This window comes from Granulicatella sp. 20925_1_45, assembly GCF_041433555.1.
Lineage (GTDB): Bacteria > Bacillota > Bacilli > Lactobacillales > Aerococcaceae > Granulicatella.
Window position 1 is genome coordinate 76,150 of the sequence record NZ_JAPWBR010000002.1, and the last position, 15,440, is coordinate 91,589.

General features: G+C 38.8%; 22 protein-coding genes. 1 reads left to right on the forward strand and 21 read right to left on the reverse strand.

Features of this window, described 5'->3' with window-relative positions:
• Nucleotides 1-197: 197 nt before the first annotated feature.
• From O3798_RS01285 to O3798_RS01340, 12 genes are all read right to left on the reverse strand, one after another.
• Nucleotides 198-1,556, reverse strand: coding sequence for an FAD-dependent oxidoreductase (locus O3798_RS01285; protein WP_048709539.1), 1,359 nt, complete (start codon nucleotides 1,554-1,556; stop codon nucleotides 198-200).
• Nucleotides 1,557-1,824: 268 nt separating this feature from the next.
• Nucleotides 1,825-3,156 (reverse strand): DUF2130 domain-containing protein, encoded by a 1,332-nt coding sequence (locus O3798_RS01290; RefSeq protein WP_371462658.1) that lies wholly within the window; start codon nucleotides 3,154-3,156, stop codon nucleotides 1,825-1,827.
• A gap of 156 nt (nucleotides 3,157-3,312) precedes the next feature.
• On the reverse strand, nucleotides 3,313-3,654 hold the full coding sequence (locus O3798_RS01295) for a thioredoxin domain-containing protein (protein WP_208451452.1): 342 nt from the start codon (nucleotides 3,652-3,654) through the stop codon (nucleotides 3,313-3,315).
• A 64-nt stretch (nucleotides 3,655-3,718) separates the two neighbouring features.
• A complete protein-coding gene (locus O3798_RS01300; RefSeq protein ID WP_048710992.1) occupies nucleotides 3,719-3,931 on the reverse strand; it encodes a hypothetical protein in 213 nt (70 codons plus the stop codon).
• 9 nt (nucleotides 3,932-3,940) lie between these two features.
• A complete protein-coding gene (locus O3798_RS01305; RefSeq protein WP_175814909.1) occupies nucleotides 3,941-4,462 on the reverse strand; it encodes an isochorismatase family cysteine hydrolase in 522 nt (173 codons plus the stop codon).
• A gap of 10 nt (nucleotides 4,463-4,472) precedes the next feature.
• Nucleotides 4,473-5,132, reverse strand: coding sequence for a YoaK family protein (locus tag O3798_RS01310; protein ID WP_371462660.1), 660 nt, complete (start codon nucleotides 5,130-5,132; stop codon nucleotides 4,473-4,475).
• Between the two features lie 5 nt (nucleotides 5,133-5,137).
• A complete protein-coding gene (locus O3798_RS01315) occupies nucleotides 5,138-5,419 on the reverse strand; it encodes a DUF1294 domain-containing protein (protein ID WP_371462662.1) in 282 nt (93 codons plus the stop codon).
• On the reverse strand, nucleotides 5,419-5,682 hold the full coding sequence (locus O3798_RS01320; protein ID WP_371462663.1) for a glutaredoxin: 264 nt from the start codon (nucleotides 5,680-5,682) through the stop codon (nucleotides 5,419-5,421). The genes O3798_RS01315 and O3798_RS01320 overlap by 1 nt, the downstream gene beginning before the upstream one ends.
• A gap of 15 nt (nucleotides 5,683-5,697) precedes the next feature.
• Nucleotides 5,698-6,120 carry a ribonuclease HI family protein gene (locus tag O3798_RS01325; RefSeq protein ID WP_371462665.1) on the reverse strand — a complete coding sequence of 141 codons (423 nt, stop codon included), beginning with the start codon at nucleotides 6,118-6,120 and terminating at the stop codon, nucleotides 5,698-5,700.
• A complete protein-coding gene (locus O3798_RS01330; protein ID WP_371462667.1) occupies nucleotides 6,095-6,307 on the reverse strand; it encodes a cold-shock protein in 213 nt (70 codons plus the stop codon). The genes O3798_RS01325 and O3798_RS01330 overlap by 26 nt, the downstream gene beginning before the upstream one ends.
• 58 nt (nucleotides 6,308-6,365) lie before the next feature.
• A complete protein-coding gene (locus O3798_RS01335) occupies nucleotides 6,366-7,259 on the reverse strand; it encodes a hypothetical protein (protein ID WP_371462669.1) in 894 nt (297 codons plus the stop codon).
• A gap of 105 nt (nucleotides 7,260-7,364) precedes the next feature.
• Nucleotides 7,365-7,709, reverse strand: a complete 345-nt coding sequence (locus O3798_RS01340; protein WP_371462671.1) for a DUF2187 domain-containing protein — start codon at nucleotides 7,707-7,709, stop codon at nucleotides 7,365-7,367.
• 263 nt (nucleotides 7,710-7,972) lie between these two features.
• Here O3798_RS01340 and O3798_RS01345 point away from each other — a divergent pair, with 263 nt between their 5' ends.
• On the forward strand, nucleotides 7,973-8,248 hold the full coding sequence (locus O3798_RS01345) for a hypothetical protein (RefSeq protein WP_048710985.1): 276 nt from the start codon (nucleotides 7,973-7,975) through the stop codon (nucleotides 8,246-8,248).
• 66 nt (nucleotides 8,249-8,314) lie between these two features.
• Here O3798_RS01345 and O3798_RS01350 read toward each other — a convergent pair whose 3' ends face one another.
• The 9 genes from O3798_RS01350 to rpsP all read right to left on the reverse strand — a co-directional run bounded on the left by O3798_RS01350 (nucleotide 8,315) and on the right by rpsP (nucleotide 15,435).
• The gene (locus O3798_RS01350; protein ID WP_371462672.1) at nucleotides 8,315-10,348 is read right to left on the reverse strand and encodes a heavy metal translocating P-type ATPase; all 2,034 of its coding nucleotides are present in this window, start codon (nucleotides 10,346-10,348) and stop codon (nucleotides 8,315-8,317) included.
• A 141-nt stretch (nucleotides 10,349-10,489) separates the two neighbouring features.
• The gene (gene rplS / locus O3798_RS01355) at nucleotides 10,490-10,837 is read right to left on the reverse strand and encodes a 50S ribosomal protein L19 (protein ID WP_048784034.1); all 348 of its coding nucleotides are present in this window, start codon (nucleotides 10,835-10,837) and stop codon (nucleotides 10,490-10,492) included.
• Nucleotides 10,838-11,003: 166 nt separating this feature from the next.
• Nucleotides 11,004-11,351, reverse strand: a complete 348-nt coding sequence (locus O3798_RS01360) for a helix-turn-helix transcriptional regulator (RefSeq protein WP_285252058.1) — start codon at nucleotides 11,349-11,351, stop codon at nucleotides 11,004-11,006.
• Nucleotides 11,352-12,092: a tRNA (guanosine(37)-N1)-methyltransferase TrmD gene (gene trmD / locus O3798_RS01365; protein WP_371462675.1), complete on the reverse strand. Its 741-nt coding sequence runs from the start codon at nucleotides 12,090-12,092 to the stop codon at nucleotides 11,352-11,354. It abuts the gene before it with no gap.
• 1 nt (nucleotide 12,093) lies between these two features.
• Nucleotides 12,094-12,609, reverse strand: coding sequence for a ribosome maturation factor RimM (rimM, locus tag O3798_RS01370; RefSeq protein ID WP_005606733.1), 516 nt, complete (start codon nucleotides 12,607-12,609; stop codon nucleotides 12,094-12,096).
• A 12-nt stretch (nucleotides 12,610-12,621) separates the two neighbouring features.
• Nucleotides 12,622-12,963 (reverse strand): hypothetical protein, encoded by a 342-nt coding sequence (locus O3798_RS01375; RefSeq protein ID WP_371462677.1) that lies wholly within the window; start codon nucleotides 12,961-12,963, stop codon nucleotides 12,622-12,624.
• Entirely contained in the window at nucleotides 12,963-14,225 is a 1,263-nt protein-coding gene (locus tag O3798_RS01380; RefSeq protein WP_371462679.1) for a DUF1576 domain-containing protein, read from the reverse strand. Before O3798_RS01380 ends, O3798_RS01375 begins: the two co-directional genes overlap by 1 nt.
• A 652-nt stretch (nucleotides 14,226-14,877) precedes the next feature.
• Nucleotides 14,878-15,123, reverse strand: a complete 246-nt coding sequence (locus O3798_RS01385; protein ID WP_048784039.1) for a KH domain-containing protein — start codon at nucleotides 15,121-15,123, stop codon at nucleotides 14,878-14,880.
• A gap of 39 nt (nucleotides 15,124-15,162) precedes the next feature.
• Nucleotides 15,163-15,435, reverse strand: coding sequence for a 30S ribosomal protein S16 (gene rpsP, locus O3798_RS01390; protein ID WP_048711556.1), 273 nt, complete (start codon nucleotides 15,433-15,435; stop codon nucleotides 15,163-15,165).
• Between the last annotated feature and the right edge of the window lie 5 nt (nucleotides 15,436-15,440).

The following is a 15,440-nucleotide window of genomic DNA, read 5'->3' on the forward strand; positions in this document are numbered from 1 at the left end:
ATACTCTTATTATATCTTATTTATTGTATCATAATTGCCTCCTTTTTTCTTGTTGAAAGAAGTGATTTTTACGCTTTCTAAAAAAATTAATCGTTCTCCTTCTCTCCACAAAAAAATCCCAAAATTCACTTATAAGTGAATTTTGGAATCCTGACATCAAAAAAAGAGGATGCAAGCATCCTCTTTTCTAAAAGTTATTATTTACCTTCTGCTAATACGCGTTCTTGTTCAACAGCAGCTTGTCCTAAGATGTTTAAATAGTTCCATGGACGGTCGAATACTGGTTGGAAGAAGAAGTCTACATAAGCTAAGTCTTCGATTGTCATTTTGTTTTGGATTGCTAATGACAATGTGTTTGCAGAAGCTGTACAGTCGTATTTAGACATTACTTGTCCACCTACGATACGGTTTGTACCTACTTCGTAAACTAATTTCATGTAGATTTTTTCGTATGTTGGCATGAATTCTGGACGGTGGTTATCTACCACGTATACAGAACGTACATCTAATCCAAAGTGAGGTGCGCTACCTACGTTAACCCCAGTTGAACCAATGTTCCATCCGAATAAGTGTAATCCAGATGTTGATTGAGTTCCACGGTATTTCACTTTGTGACCGTTGATGTTTTTACCTACTAATGAACCCATACGTACAGCGTTAGTTGCTAATGGAATGTATGCATGTCCTTCGTTAGGGTTGTAGTTAACAGCACAGCTGTCTCCTGCAGCATATACATCTTTAACAGATGTTTCCATGTAGTCATTAACGATGATAGCACCGTTAGGCATAGTTTCTAATTGGTCTTTCACTAAGTCGTTGTTTGGACGGAAACCAACACATAAGATAACCATGTCAGCTTCGTATTCGCCACCTGAAGTTACAACTTTGTTTACAACGCCGTTTTCGCCTTCGAATGATTTAACCATTTCGTTTAAGCGAACTTGTACGCCACGTGCACGTAAGTCTTCTTCTAAGATATCAGTGAATTCTGGGTCTAAGTATTTGTTTAAGATACGGTCTAAACCGTCTACTAATGTTACTTCTTTACCTTCTAATGCAAAAGCTTCAACTAATTCGATACCGATGTATCCACCACCGACAACAACGATTTTCTTCTTGTCGTTTTTCTTAGCAAAGATTTCTTTTGCTTGGTTGTAGTTTTTACATAATTGAACGTTTTCTAATTCACGTCCTGGAATTGGAGGAAGAATTGGCCATGATCCAGTTGTAAGTACTAATTTGTCAAATGAATCAGTCTTTTCTTCGCCTGTCTTTAAGTCTTTTACTGTTAATGTTTTACCAACAGTATCGATGCTTGTTACATCGTGTTCCATACGAACAGTAGCTCCTAATGAAGCTAATTCTTCTGGACTAGAATAGAATAGTCCTTGAGGGTCTTTAACAACTCCTCCTACGTATAAGGCAATCCCACAAGATAAGAATGAAACATTATCATTTCTTTCGTATACAACGACTTCTGTTCCTGGATTGTCATTTAAAATTGTTTTAACTGCAGCAGTACCCGCATGAGTACATCCAACTACTACAACTTTCATGTATTTTCCTCCTATAAACCTGTTTGTTTATTTGTGCTAGATAAGAATTATTATTATCTATACCTCTATATGGTACACATTACACCCTAAAAAAGCAAACGATATCATTTGGTGAAAATGTTAATTTTTTCTCGTTTTTTCAATCATTTCCAACTGTTCATTATCGGTGGCCATTTTCACGTTTCTTTATTCTAAATGAGAACAGTTATCGTTATTTCATCATTAAAAAAAACTCTACTCCGTATTACTACGGAATAGAGCTTTGTATTTAGGATTCGTCCGAGTTTAGCTCTTCAAAGCGTTGTTTCATCGTCGGATTGTTCTTCACGAGTTTCTTCACGGTTAGGTCTTCCGCTTTATTATTGGCTAGGCGTAAATTATTTTCAGAAGAAAGCAATGCGGCTTTTGTCTTCTCCAGACTCTTAATCGTCTTGTCGATTTCATCAATGGCCGATTGGAATTTCTTACTTGCAAGTTCATAATTACGCGCAAATCCTTTTTTGAAGGTCTCAAGGTCTTCTTCAAAATGCGTAATATCAATATGTTGGTCACGCATCAAGGCTAACTCTTGTTTATATTGCAACGAATTTAATGCGGCATTACGAAGCAAAGTAATGATTGGAATAAAGAACTGTGGACGCACCACATACATTTTCGGATATTGGTAGGACACATCTACAATCCCTGTATTATAGAGTTCATTATCCGCTTCAAGTAAGCTCACGAGAATTGCGTATTCGCATTGTTTTTCATGACGGTCTTTATCCAACTCTTTAAAGAAGTGTTCGTTTTTCTTCTTCGTTGCTGTCTCGTCATTTTCGTTTTTCATTTCAAACATGATGGATAGAATTTCAATGCCATTCTCATCATATTCACGGTAGATATAGTCACCCTTGCTTCCCGTTTTGGCATCATTGTCCTTGCCAAATTCTGCGCGCGGGAATGCGGTCATGCGAAGACGATTAAATTCGATTTCGCAATGTTGTTCAAGGCTTTCTCCCACCATCTTCGTTGATTGTTTCGCCTTGAAATCTTTATAGAACGCAATCGCTTCGTCTTTTGCCTTTAACTCTAATTCGAATTGGTCTTTCTTTGAACGTAATTCTAATTCGTATTTTTCTTTTAGGGCCGTTTGTTGCACTTCTTGTTCTTTTTGTTGTAACTCTTTTTCTTGTTTCAATTCAAGAATCGTACGTTCTTTCGCGTGTAAATCTTCTTGGAATTTTTGTGACAATTCTACTTCTTTGAATTGGAGTTGTTGTTTTAATTGGTCCAATTCTGCTTGGAGTGCACTAAATTCTTTCTCTTTTTGATGGAGTGCTTCTTGCACATTCTTTTCTTCTTTAACATCCGCATTCTTCAATGCTAATTCAAGCGAAAGAATCTTCTGTTCAAAGTTCGCACGTTCCTCATCATATAGACGCTTTTCTTGCTCTTTTGCGAGTGCCTTTTCCGTCTCAAATTGTTTCTTCGCAAATTCCAACTGCTTATGAACATCCTCTGCAAATTCCTTATTGCGTACTTGACTCACAATATCTGCATACGAGTTCTCATCAATCGTAAAGACCGTTTGGCAATATGGACATTTAATTTCGTTCATCGAACCCCTCCTTTTTATTTCTATTTCATTCTATCACAATATCGAATTTGAGCACAGACCCAAAATAAATCATTACCATATATGGTAATGAACTATTTTTTTGCATGCAAAAACTCTCCGCGAATCACTTTCACGGAGAGTCTCACTTTACATTTATTATCCAATAAAGGCTTTGATTTGTTCCACACTTTGTGATGAGTCACAAACCACACGTACTTCGCCATCACGAGCGACTAATAAACCAGGTACTGTTGGCATATTGTATTTCGCACGGAAAGCTGCTAAAGATTCGCTAGCTCTATCTTCTGAATTGATGAAGTACATTTCTTTCCCTAATGCTTCACGCACTTCGTTGATTTTTGGAGCAAAGCGACGGCAGTATGGGCAAGTTGGACGTCCTACGAAAAGAACGACTTCCTTTCCTTCTGCGATTAACGCTTCTACTTTTTCTGCTGATGTTTCCACAAATTGGCTTACTTCTTTTTCAAATTGTTCCATGATATTCCCTCCATTCATTTTCCTTCATTATGACAACGAAAAAAGAGTAGCGCAACAAATGTGCCTACTCTTTCTTATCTTTAGGATTGATTTCTTTATATTTTTTACGAATGTATAATAAGCGGCAAATAAACGCTCCTAACATCCCGAGTGCAATCCCGCCAATGACATTGTCAATAATCATCCCAATTCCAAATCCGATAGCAATCCCAATCACCATGATAAGATTCAATACGGACATTTCTCTAATTCTGTCTTTTGGATTTTGTTCTCTCATCGCTACCTCCTACTCAACGACGTTAATATGACACATCTTCATGGCGCTTAACGCGTTATCGTGTGACGCTGGCGTTACTCCTGCGCAGGCACTTGCAACGACATTCACTGGTACATTGACAAAATGCGCTTTAGCAAGAAGTGCATTACTAATCACACAAATATCTGTACAGATTCCAATGAGTGTAATGCTTTCTAAATCTCGCACTTCTTTTTGAATGAGTTCCATTAATTTTTCTGATCCAAATGTTGGTTTTTCAACGCCTTTTGCATGACGACTCTCTAAGGCTTTTTGGATTTGTGGATTTAACTCCCATCCTTTAGACCCTCTCACGCAGTGCACGACTGGCAAGTGACGTCCTTCCTCTGTTTGAAGATAGTCTTCACTATGAGTATCTAGTGTATAAAATACCTTTCCATCGAAATTTTCAATCACCTCAACGGCATGGTCGATAATGGCTACGGCTTCTTTTGAGCCAAGCACTCCATCGACAAAATCATTTTGCATATCCACTACAACTAAAGCTTTCATTGTTTTCCTCCTATTTATGTAAAAATGCTTTACGGAAACTAAAATAATACAATCCAACGAGAATATATCCAATTCCTACAGCGATGATTGTTGCTGCCCCAAAGGATTGAAATAGCTGGTATGAAACCGTGACACCAATTCCAAAGAACAGCATGCTCGTAAAATAAAAGAGCACTTTCCAACGATCCTTAATCTGACCGCGTATCAATCGCCCAAGAACCACGCCAATATCCGTTAAATAACCGGTAAAGTGAGATGTTCGTACGATAATTCCATGGTAGTAAATGAACATTCCATTTTGTGTTCCGACAACAAACGAGAAGAAATATAACCATTTCTCGTCGCGTAATCCAAACAGAAATAATAGAAGCATCATACTTCCGAACATCATTAATAATACTCCATACCGTTTTGTCGGTTCAAATTTTTTCTTCGAAAACAGAAATCCCGACAAGACTCCGCCGCCAGAAAAACAGAGAATCATTCCTAGTAAATGGAGCATTGTCCCCCATTCTTCTTCATTGAAGGACAAAACAAATTGCGTAATATTCCCAGTAAAGTGCGTTGTTGGCGTGAAAAATAGTAATAGTGTGACAACATTGACCATTCCCGCTAACGTACTAAGAAGTGCAATCCAAACATCAAAATAAAAACGTTCTTGTTTTTCCATGAGCCCTACTTTCTAAGCCATATACTATAATAAAGGATTCCCCAGATTGCGATATTCAATAGGAATGTCCACATAAAATAGTGTTTCCGCTTTTTATGGTTAAAAATCACTAACCCAAGTAGCCCACCAAAACCTCCACCAAACAAACCAATCCCAAGCAATATTTTTTCCGGAACGCGCCACTTTCTCATGACGGCACAAAGCTTATCAAAGCCCATCAATACAAATAGCAGCCCATTTATTCCAAAAAAGTACAGTGGAATGACGTTATTCTTTAAGTCTTCCACTACTTGGCAAACCTTTCTTCGAGGTCGCTCACTTCAAAAATATACTCTCCACCATCGACAAGACACGGAACTCCCACCATTCCCTGTTCTTTACGTGGAGTAAATACTTCTTCAGTATCTCGTACTCTCAAGAATTCTTTTAAGTTTCTCATGCTCGCTGTAATATCCACTTCACGAGCGGTTACGCCCAGTCTTTCCATTGCCGCTTTAAACGGTGCTGTATCTGGACATAAACTACTAAAATAGAGTGTTCTTTCGTTCATTTCATTTCTCCTTTACTACTTTCCAATCGTTTGTTGGAGGGCTTGTCTTGCTAATTGATCCGCACCTCTATTTTCACTTTCAGGAATCCACTTTACAAATAATTGCGAGAAGTCTTTCAGTTTATTCTGGATTTCCTTTAAAACGATTCGATTTGCTTCTTTTTTCGTATATCTTTTCGAAATGGCATCAGCAGTCACCTTGGAATCAGTATGCATGAAGATTAATTCTTCCTGAAGCCCTTCCTCTAACAACCAACCTAACGCCCAATTGATAGCTGTGAATTCCGCTAAATGATTATCCATTTTTTCTTCCACAGAAATCTTAAACGGCAATTGTTCGCCATCTTTTAGCACGAGGACTCCCAATCCTACGTCTCCGGGATTTCCATTCACGGCCGCGTCTGTATAGACTTTAATCATTTCCGACAATGACCACATGCGTCGCCTGAACGCCGTGCGCTCCTCTTGTAATTTCAAAAGTCACCTGTTGGCCTTCTTTCAACGACTTGAATCCTTCTTGTGCAATCCCTGTGAAATGCACAAAAATATCTTCATCCGTTTTTGTATTTTTGATAAATCCATACCCTTTTTCGTTGTTAAACCATTTTACAATTCCACTTTCCATGTGAACTCCCCCTTTAATGTACCTTTATTATACTGTGTTTTCTCTTATTACACCGAAACTATGCCTTCAATGTACGAATAAATGTCTCATCATTCTCGTACAAGCTTAATAATAAATTCTCTCGTTGTAGCTGTTCCTCTATCCATTCCGCACCATCACTGAAATAACGGTCTATAAATGGACTAACGCGAAGAAAATCTGATTGCGCCTTTTGCAATAACAGTTCTTTCATCTCTTCTTCCAAAGCGTTTTGCGTATCAATCAGTCGTTCAATTTCCACAAATACTGGATGATCATAGACCGAAACCACTTCTGATTGATCGACTTCGACCACCTTTTCGCTAAACGCATCATAGTATCGAATCTTTGAAGTCTTCCCATCCGTTAACCAACATTCTATTAAGAACCCTTTCCAAAACAGTTGTGTCAAAGGGCTCATCAAAAACGCTTCGATAACGGTCCATTTCAATGGTGTTTGCATCAACATCAAGGTTGTTGCCATATAGTCATTCTGCTCTTCGGTTAATGGCTCGTCTTTTTTCAAGCGTTCACTTAATTGTTGTAGCTTCTCGACTTCTGCTTGCGTAAAGCGATTCTTTTCCTTTTCGCATAGCAATGTACACTCTAGAACCTTATCCATTCCAAGTGCAGCAATCACATTTTCGTGAACCAGCCAAGCCTCTACTTGTTTAAATTGCTCATTTTGAATCGCTACTTTTATTTTCCACATCCAGTAGCTAGATTCACTCGGCAGCTTTAATTGATCTTCTTCGATATAATACGTCAGGTCATCCCACCGATTCGCCTTCTCAAGCAATTGGAAAAACTCTTCAATCTCATCGATATACTCATTCTTCTGTACTTTTTCTTCAAAGGCATCGATGGCATTCTCCACAAACGTTTCGAATTCTTCTTCTGAAAGTACTTCTAGTTGTTTCTTTTCCTCGCTCATACACGTCTCCCCTGTCTTATACCTTTCCATTATACTTTAAAGGCGGGCAATTAGAAAGCACACAAATAAAAAAAGGCTCATGACAATTCGCCATGAACCTAACCTTTATTCTTCCTCTAGTGGTAGAAATTCTACAATATCTTTGAAATTAACAACCGTTCGCGATTCACAAATATCTTTCATGCATGTATTGGATTCATTCCAATCAATCACAACGATGGCACTATTCGCCAATAATTTATAGATAATCCCAATCATTTCTTGTTCTCTAAAAGTAAATCGAATGCGATTGCCGACTTCCGGACGAATCGATTCTTTTACTTGCAGAATAATTCGAACCCCTTCATCATAGGAGACCCCTAACAAATGCGCAATTCTCGATTTGCTCGTCCCTTTTCGAAGTTCTGTTTCCACAGTACTCTTGACATCTTTCGTGACACGTTTCGCCATTGCTTTCGCCTCTTTTCACGCCTGGCCAAAATCCTACACTACACACTCATCAAATTTATTATATCACAAATCGGTCCTTCTGTGGGCTAAATTTACTAATTTTCTGATTTAAAGGCTTTTCTTTTATGAAAAATTGACGCCTTTCATAAATAAAATTTGCTTTTCGGCGACTTTTTCAGGAGTTTTTGCTCATTCGTGAACATATATTTGTAAAACGCATACATTTCCACTATACTTTAAATGTAATGAATGGAGGGATTTTAATGTTAGACCAATCAATCACGATTTTAAAATATGAGTACCATATTGCGCCGGGAAGTTATTTCCACGTGGAGACACCTTGGGTAAAGGATGTTAGCGAGATTAAAACGGTCATCATTGATCAAGATAATGTATTTACGAAGATGTTAAGTATTTACCCTAATAACTTCGTAATGTTTTTAGAGCAATTCCCTGAATATAGTATTTACCGGACAAATGTTCCGCTAGAACTTATTCCAACCGGCGATTCATACCGCGTTTGTTTTGATCAAGCGTGATTACAACTGCAAAAAAGCAGAACTTGGACAATCTTATTTCTCTGCGTCCGAGTTCTGCTTTTTCATTTATTCTTCTATGGGTGCGAGTAAGCGTAGTCCGTTTAAGAGTACTAAAATCGTACTTCCTTCATGTAACATAACTCCCCAGCCGATGTTTGTTAATCCAAAGAAGTTAAGGACTAGGAGCATCACAACGATTGACATCGCAAAAATCATATTTTCTAAAATCACACGATGTAATTTCTTACTAATCTTATGCGCCGAAACGAGTTTTTGTAAGTCGTTTTTCATGATGACGATATCACTTGTTTCAATCGCAATATCTGTCCCATTTCCCATCGCAATACCGACGTCTGCTGTCGCAAGAGCTGGCGCATCATTCACGCCATCCCCCACCATCGCTGTTAATCCATAGCGTTCTTTTTGAGACTGAATCTTTTCTAATTTTTCTTCAGGCAATACATTGGCAACAACTTCTTGTACTCCAAGCTTCATCCCAATCATTTCAGCCGTTTCTCTTGAATCCCCTGTGATCATTGTTGTATGCACCTGTTGACTCTTGAAGTAATCGAGCACCGCTTTTGACGCTTCGTTTGGAAGGTCCATGAACGCCATCAAACCAACAATTCTATTGTTTTTTACAACCGTTACAACTGTCTTGCCTTCGCTTGCCCATTCTTTCATACGAGACGCAACTTCATTAGAGCGGTCAACGGTGTCCAGTGGTTTAATAATATGAATTTCTTCGTTTCGAACGACACTTCGAACACCTTGTCCGACAAGTACTTCCACTTCAATTTCTTCTTCAAGCACTGTCCAGTCGCTGAATTTTTGAACGACTGCTTGCGCCAGTGGATGCGTCGATTGTTTTTCCATCGCAACCACTGCTGGAATCATTGTTTCATCTTCAAACCAGTAATCTGTCAACTCTGGAGTTCCTTTTGTCAAAGTACCTGTTTTATCAAATGAAATCACGCGTAGGTCTTGTAATTGAGAGATGGCTGCTCCACCTTTTGCTAAAATTCCCATTTTAGATAAACGAGACATCGCTGCTAAAGTTGCTGGAACGGCACTTGCTGCTAAGGCACATGGAGATACCCCGATAAGGTAAACCATTCCACGGTAAAGTGTTGTATTTAAATCCCATTCCATTAAGAAATATCCAAATAATAGGAAGATTGGCCAAAGGATTAAAACGGCATTTACATAAATTGGTTCGATTTTTTGAATAAAGGTCGCTTGCTTGTTCATTGAACCTTGAGCATTTTCCACAACCTTCATAATTTTCGCAAAGACCGTATCCGTACTTTCTGCAGTTACTCGCATTTCGATACGGCTTGATAAGTTCACTGTACTCGCGAACACTTCATCTCCCTCGCCTTTTGAACGAGGCATGCTTTCACCTGTAATGGTCGCTTCATCAATCGATGTTAATCCTTTTGTGATGACTCCATCGATTGGCACTTGATCGCCATGCAATACTTCTAATGTATCCCCAACTTTTAAGCTAGCCACGTCAACGACAACCACTTCTCCATTTTCTTGGATGAGACGTGCTTGCGTTGGATTCATTTGTAATAACGCTGTTAGCGACTTACGGCTTTTCTCTTCAACATATTCTTCAAGGAAGTGTGCTCCCGCAAAAATTAAAATCAGTAGAGCTCCTTCTTCCGCATTTCCAATTAACACTGCGCCAACTGCCGCAAGTGTCATTAAAATATGCACATTCGGTTGGAATTTTCCTTTCTTTTTGGTTTTTTCAATAGTATCTTCAACACCTTCCATCGTTACATGGTAACCTGAAAGGATGACAGTTAGAATGAATAGAATATTCGCAATCCCGTTCCCCATATATTGAAGAACCATCCCGATAATGTAAAGGACTAGTCCTGCAATATAAAAGATAACTGCTTTACTATCATCGTGGTTGTGACCTTGACGATGTCCATGTTCATGATGGTGCTCATGCTCGTGATCGTGGTCGTGATCTTCATGATGCAAGTAATGATCTTGGCATGTTTCTCCTTCATGAGTTTCTTCTTTATTCAAAAGGTGTTCAAATTTATGTTTTAGGTTATGTGTTAGCTCTTTGAAATCCATGATATCTCTCCTTACTATTTCTTGTTAATCACATAATACATGAATGAACATTCATGTGTCAAGAGATATCTTAAAATTATTCTAAATTATTTTTAGATAAAAAAAGAGACTGGCCGAAGCCAATCTCTTTTGGTGTTTCTATTAACGACGACGTTCTTGGATACGTGCTGCTTTACCACGTAAGTTACGTAGGTAGTATAATTTAGCACGACGAACTTTACCGTAACGAACTACTTCGATTTGTGCTACACGTGGAGTGTGTAATGGGAATGTACGTTCCACACCAACACCGTTAGAAACTTTACGTACTGTGTAAGTTTCGCTGATGCCAGCACCACGACGTTTGATAACAACGCCTTCGAAGATTTGGATACGTTCGCGAGTTCCTTCAACAACCTTAGCGTGAACACGTACAGTGTCACCAGGACGGAATGAAGGGATATCTGAACGTAATTGTTCTTGAGTTAATTCTTCGATTAATTTGCTCATGTTTTTTTCTCCTTCCAACAAACATTCATGACTTGGCATTTTTCCAATCAGCGGAATATCGTTATCTCTGAGTGAAGTCTCACTCACTCGAAATATACTATCATACTTGCCTATCAAATGCAAGCAAGATTATCAATTTTTTTGACGATTTTTCTCCATAGAAAAACTACGAAGAATGCTCTTCACAGCAGTGTTCGCTTGCTAAGTTATAGAGTTCTAATACGTGGTGATCTTCAAGCGAATACCACACGTGTTTTCCGACTTTTTCTGCCTTCACGATATGATGTGCACGAAGTTTTTTCAACTGATGGGAAATCGCAGACTGCTCCATCCCGGTACAGTTCATTAAGTCTTCTACACATAATGGTTCGCGCTGCGTCAATAGCGTAATAATATTGAGTCTTGTTGCATCCCCAAGCAACTTGAAGAGCTGCACCATTTCACTACGCCCTTCGTCCTTAGACAACAGTGCTTGAAATGCTTTAATTTCTTCTGCATTTAGATGTTCCGTCATCTAGCATCCCTCTTCCTCTTTTACTTCTTGTAGTAACTTTGCTTCCTCTTTTGAGAGTTCATACTTTTCTAGTAAATCCGGTCTTCTTAAATACGTCTTACGAAGCGACTCTTTCATTTGCCACTGTGCAATTTTTGCATGATTGCCGCTAAAGAGAACTTCTGGAACTTCCATTCCTTTATATTCTCTAGGACGTGTATATTGTGGGTGTTCCAGTAATCCTGTCGAATGCGAATCCCCAACAGCAGACGCGTCATTTCCTAATACATCTGGCAAGAGTCGCACCGTGGCATCAATCATCACAGTTGCGGCTAATTCCCCACCGGTTAAGACGAAATCTCCAATCGAGTATTCATCCGTCACAAGCGTACGAATGCGTTCGTCATAACCTTCATAGTGGCCACAAATAAATACCAAATGTTCTTCCTTCGACAACTCTTCGGCATCCTTTTGCGTAAATGTCTTTCCAGCTGGGTCCATTAAAATCACACGTGGCATCGTCTCAGGAGAACGCTCACGAATCGAAGCAAGTGCTAAGTCGATTGGCTCTACTTTTAGCAGCATCCCAGCTCCACCACCGAATGGATAATCGTCGACATGATTATGTTTATTGTTTGAAAACTGACGGAAATCCGTTGTCTCAAATTCAATTTTCCCAGCTTCAATGGCCTTCCCGATAATCGATTGCGTCATCGGTCCTTGTACCATTTCAGGGAATAATGTTAATACATCAATCTTCATCTTAATCGATCAACCCTTCCAATAAATGGATATAAGCTTTCTTTTCTTCTTTATCAACTTTATAAACGACTGGTTCAATAAATGGAATCAAGAGTTCTTTCTTTCCTTTTTGTTTTACAACCCAGACATCATTTGACCCTGGAGAAAGAATTTCAGTGACTTTCCCAAGTACTTCGCCTTCATCCGTTACGATTTCAAGTCCGATAATTTCGTGGTAGTAAAACTCATCATCTTCAAGTTCTGTCAACTGCTCCTCGGCTACCTTAAGGAGACATTCTTTGTATTTTTCAACATCTTCGATACGGTTCATTCCTTCGAACGTTAACAAATCAAAGTTTTTATGACGACGATGACTAGCCACCGTCACAAACGTTAGGAACTCTCCATCTTTAAAAATGGCTAATTCTGTCCCTTTTTTATAACGTTCTTCAGCAAAATCTGTCGTTGAAATCACACGTACTTCTCCACGAAGTCCTTGTGTATTTACGATTTTTCCTACTTTATAAAAAGTTGTCATTCCATTACCTCCTTAAAAGAGTCGTTCTACAATAATCTTAAGCGTCTCATCCGTTACTTCAATATCGTAATCATCAATACATTGACCAAGGATGCAATAGTTTTTATCACGATTATGCGATCCCATCAACGAACTGTACATCGAATCTAATTCTAAGTGTTTTTCTACAGATAATCCTACTTCTAATAAATCTAAGTCTTCCGGTAATTTTGTATACGGCGCTGTGCACGTAATCGTTGCTTTTTCATGCGGTACATACACGACATGCGCTGTTACATCATACAATTCGTGATATAAATAGTAGTCCACCATTTCCTTCACGATACGTTTCACAAAATCCTTTTCTGTTGCCATTATCCCTCAGCCTTTCTTTCGTTTATATCTTGACGAATTCCTTCAAAAATTTCAAAAATTGGTACGAGAACTGCTGCAACGAATCCTCCCGCGAATCCATTGTTATAAAGGTTTAATCCACCATGCATTACAACCACGTGGCTCACAAGTGTAATGTGTACAAACCCTGCAATCACCCCAGCAAGCGGTCCATAATATCCGCTCACCGGCGCTAATGTCGTTCCAAAAATCGCAGCCACAAGTGCACTCGTACTTGCCACGTCAACTCCTGTTAAGTAGCAGCCAATCATAATCCCTACTAGAACAGGAACCGTATTTTTCACTTGATTCCCGAAGGCTCCAAAACTCATCGCTCCGATAATACTACCGACAATCGGACCATTGAGTTGCCCACCATTAATCATCACATAACCTAATAGGATGAGCCCCATAATACTCATATTGAATGTCACTGTAGCCAAGTTTGTCATCTCTACGAAGTCACTTGGCAGACGTCCTGATAGTTTCAAGAGTAATTTAAAGTGATATTTTTCTTTCTTTTTAAAATGAAGATAGAAACTTGTCGCAAGTAAAACCACACAAAGTCCAATTAAGATTCCATATAAAATCAGCGGACTTTCTGTATTCGCAAGCGTCTTTGTTTCTACTTCGATTTCAAATGCATTTAGAAATCCTAGGACGACCATCCCAACGATTCCAGCTGTAAACCCAACGTTATACAAGCTGAACCCTTGATGGAACCCTAAATATTGCGTTGATAATTGTGGCAAGATAAATCCAATAAAGATTCCAAGCGCATACGCCACAAGAATGCTCCAACCACTTGGCAAAGCTCCTCCAAAAGCAAGGAAAGAAACAAGTGGTCCTAATGCCGACCCAAACAATCCGACAATGACATAATTTCGATAATTCTGCTTTGTGACTTTTGCATAAATCCATACGCCTAGCATAAACGGAATACTGTTAAAAAGGTTTTTCCCGAAGAATGAGAATCCTGCAAGCATCCCCAAACTCCCAATAACGGTTCCGTTAACAGGAATTTCTAATTTCTTATAACTATAAATATTTATCAGAAGCATAATAGCCACATTCAATAGCGTACTTCCGACAGACGCAATTTGCATATAATCCGTAAACAACTGACTTGGCGAAATTAATATCGTAATCATTCCATCAAGTAGTCTCTGTGGTGATTCAAGACAAAATGCAAGTAACATCAAAATAGCGGATAGGCCAAATAAATAATAATATTGTCGATTCATTTGTTCTTTTAATATCGGCTTTTTCTTCATAAGGTCTTCCCTTCAACTATAATTTTACTCACTTATCATACCAAACTCACGAAAAACAATCAAAAACCCGAGTACTAACAACAATAAAAGAACACTCGTTATACCGTATACGGTATAATGAGTGATACCTTATACGGTATCACCCACCTTTTCTTCCACTCTAACTCAACGCAGAAATCCATATACTGTAGCACTAACAATTTTAAGCACCTCGTTCAAAGCACACACCTTTTTCTGTCTCTTCCCCCGGTGAAGCCTTGCAGAAATCCAACTTTTTTTATAGTACCAACGATTACAAGGCGCTCCATTCCCAGCACACACCCTCTTCTGTCTCTTCCCCCGGCAAAGCTTTGAAGAAATCCAACTTTTTTATAGTACCAACGATTACAAACCTTTCGGATTCTATACTAGCAGTACTAGGGGATAGCATTCAAAGTGAATTATGGACTCTTAAAAATTTATTTTTTAGAGTCCATTTGAATCTTGAAAGAGATTGAGACCATAGGCTCAATCCGGTGCCCTAGTACAGCTAGTATAGAGACAATCCGAAAGGATTGACGTAATCGTTGGTCTAATTATGTATAACAAAAAAAGCCTTGGATTTCTCCAAGGCTTCGTCCTATTAATCTAGGTTCTCAATACTAAGACGCACACGTTTTGGTCCGCGAGTACGAACACTATAAGTAATCGTACGGATTGCGCGAGCCACACGACCTTGTTTACCGATCACACGACCGATATCTTGAGGATTCACGCGTAAAGTATATTCCATGAATTCATCTGATTCAGAGATGTCGATACGAACATCATCAGGGAATTCAACTAATGGTTTAACCATTGACAATACTAATTCACTAATCTCAGGCATTCTTTTCACCTCTCCATCGAATTGTCGACTTTATAGAAATTACTTAGAAAACTTTGATTCGTGGAATTTCTTCATGATACCTTGTTGTGATAACAAGTTACGAACTGTATCAGAAGGTTGCGCACCGTTTGCTAACCATTGTAATGCTAATTCTTCATTGATTGAAACTTCAGCTGGGTTTAATAGTGGGTTGTATGTTCCGATTGTTTCGATGAAACGACCATCACGTGGTGAACGTGAATCAGCTACAACAACACGGTAGAAAGGACTTTTCTTAGAACCCATACGTTTTAAACGAATTTTAACTGCCATAATTT